This is a genomic window from Rhizobium sp. L9, assembly GCF_002531885.1.
In the GTDB taxonomy this organism is placed as follows: Bacteria; Pseudomonadota; Alphaproteobacteria; order Rhizobiales; family Rhizobiaceae; genus Rhizobium.
This window is the reverse complement of record NZ_NWSZ01000072.1, coordinates 1-2,599: the sequence shown is the minus strand read 5'-3', so window position 1 is coordinate 2,599 and position 2,599 is coordinate 1. Positions and strand designations below refer to the sequence as shown.

Genomic DNA, 2,599 nt, shown 5'->3' with positions numbered 1-2,599 from the left:
CATGAGGTCTTTCCTCATTGTACAACACGACGACAGAACACCCACGGGACCGAGGTTCGCGAGCTTCTGTATCCGTGGCATCCCTGGTCCGGACGGCTTGTTCACGTGCATGAGGCGGTGTCTAAAGGGACGCATATTTTCCGCTGCAGCCTTTCTGGTTCTTCTTCTGGTCGACTTCTTGAGGTCCCGTCGTGGATGTTCGACCGATCAGTGAGTGGTTGTTGGCGCAGCCTGGCGGTCCCGCACGTCGATCTCGCAAGCCTGCATTCTTTGGCAAGATTGCTGAAGGACGCTGATGCCTCATCGCAATCTTCGGTAATGGGCGCAGCATTGGTCTTTCACGAAACGAGTCGGAGAGATGTTCATGCCTCGCCAGCCCATGACATGCCAGTTCGATCTGTTCTCGGCCCCGCAGCGGGGGAAGACGGCAGGGACGCCGCAATGGCCGGAGTTGCCGGAGGAGACCCGCCAAGCGTTGACGGTGCTCATCGTGCGGCTGTTCGTCGATCACGCAAAGTGCGGACATGCCTGCCAACAGAAGGAGGCCGGTCATGATGCATGAGAAGATCGCGCCGCATCATCTGGAGCGGAAGGCCATCCTCTATGTTCGGCAGTCCTCGGCTCACCAGGTTCTGCACAATCGAGAGAGCAGCGCCCTCCAGTACGCCATGCGCGACCGTCTGGCAGCGCTTGGATGGTCACATATAGAGACGGTGGATGACGACCTTGGTCGTTCGGCCGCCGGCGGCGTGACCCGCGCTGGATTTGATCGGATGGTGGCGGAAGTCTGCCTTGGCAAGGTAGGCGCCGTGGCCGCGCGTGAGGTATCGCGCTTCGCCCGGAACAGCCGCGATTGGCAGCAACTCATCGAGATGTGCCGCGTTGTCGATACCGTCCTGGTCGACCAGGAAGCAGTTTATGCGCCCCGCCAGGGCAACGACCGCCTGCTCTTGGGTTTGAAGGGCAGCCTCAACGAGTATGAACTCGATCTCTTGCGTCAGCGTTCCCTTTCCGCCCGCTATGAGAAGGCTCGCCGCGGTGAACTCGTCGTCACTGTTCCGGCCGGCTTCGTAAAGGCCGGTGACAGGATCGAGAAGGATCCCAATCGGCGCATCCAGGAAGCCATCGCACTCGTCTTCGACAAGGTCACCGAACTCGGGAGTGCCCGGCAGGCCTTGCTATGGTTCCTTGAGCAGGGATTGGACCTGCCCGTCAGGTGCGCCAACGGTGACGTCATCTGGCGCAGGCCAAATTATGCCACCATCCACCGGATGATTGCGAACCCGATCTACGGCGGCGCTTATGCTTATGGTAAGAGTCGTTCCGTACCAGGATACGATGGCCGATCTGGAATTCGCCGCAAGGCGCGTGATGAATGGCTGGCGCTGATCCCGGATGCGCACGAAGGTTACATCAGTTGGGAACGGGCGGAGGAGATCCGCAAGATGGTCAGCGACAATGTACCGGCCAGTCGCCATCATGGAGCGCCGAAGCATGGCGGCGCTCTGCTTGCCGGCCTGTTCCGCTGCAAAAGGTGCGGCCGGAAGCTGACGGTTCGTTACACAGGAGCCAACCATAACATCCCGCGCTATTCCTGTTGGCGAGGGTTGCTCGACAACGGCGAACCACGTTGCATCGCCTTCGGCGGTCTGCGGGTCGATGACGCGATCGAAGAGGCACTTCTCGGCGTGGTCGAGCCAGGAGCCATTGCCGCCGCCGTCGAGGCGGAACGCAATATGGCCAACCAACGCGATCAGGTTCAGGATGCCCTGATGCGCGACCTCGAGGCAGCACGCTATGTAGCCGACCGGGCATTCCGGCAATATGACGCGGCTGATCCGGAGAATAGGCTGGTGACGTCGGAGCTGGAAGCACGCTGGAACAAGGCGCTGACTGGCGTCGGTGAGATCGAGGCCAAGATTGCCAAACATCGGACAGTTACGCCGCATCCGTTCCCCATGTCCGCATCACAGGTAACCGCACTTGCGGGAAACCTTCGCGCCGTCTGGACGGCGCCGACAACCGATGCAAGGCTGAAGAAGCGCATCGTGCGCACGCTCATCAATGAAGTGGTCGCCGATCTCGATGATGGAACCTCTGAGATCGTCCTCGTCATTCATTGGGTTGGAGGCGTCCACACCGAACTGCGCCTGCCGAAGCGACACCGTGGCCAAAGAAATGCGACCCCTGACGACATTGTCGACGCTGTGAAACAGCTCGTCTTGATCGCCAATGATGATGTGATTGCCGGTGTCCTCAATCGCAACGGACTGACGACCGGCAATGGCAATCGCTGGACACGGGAGCGGGTCACCGCGCTGAGGTCATATCGCAAGATTCCGGTCTTCCGTCCGCAGATCGACGGGGTTGAGCCATGGCTTAATCTGGGCGGTGCGGCGAAGTTACTCGGGATATCGCCAAAGACGCTGCGTCTGGCGGCCGAGGCTGGCGATATTAAGGGGGCTCATCCGCTACCCGATGGCCCATGGATCTTCAGCCGTTCCAAACTCGCGACCCCGCAAGCACGTCAGATTCTCGATCGTGTACGGAAGAACCCTCGCCACCCCGCGGGATCGCCTCCAGATCAGGAAAATCTATT

At 60.2% G+C, this 2,599-nt stretch carries 2 protein-coding genes; both read left to right on the top strand.

The features are described from left to right. The first annotated feature begins 364 nt into the window (after positions 1–364). Positions 365–562 carry a hypothetical protein gene (locus CO660_RS32180; RefSeq protein ID WP_037145433.1) on the top strand — a complete coding sequence of 66 codons (198 nt, stop codon included), beginning with the start codon at positions 365–367 and terminating at the stop codon, positions 560–562. After that, positions 552–2,599: recombinase family protein (locus CO660_RS32175; protein ID WP_176536421.1), on the top strand; the 2,048-nt coding region annotated here is incomplete at its 3' end. The genes CO660_RS32180 and CO660_RS32175, both read left to right, overlap by 11 nt.

Excerpts from the sequence above, each read along its gene's own strand:
- CO660_RS32180 (WP_037145433.1), top strand. The coding sequence starts at position 365 with ATGCCTCGCCAGCCCATGACATGCCAGTTCGATCTGTTCTCGGCCCCG.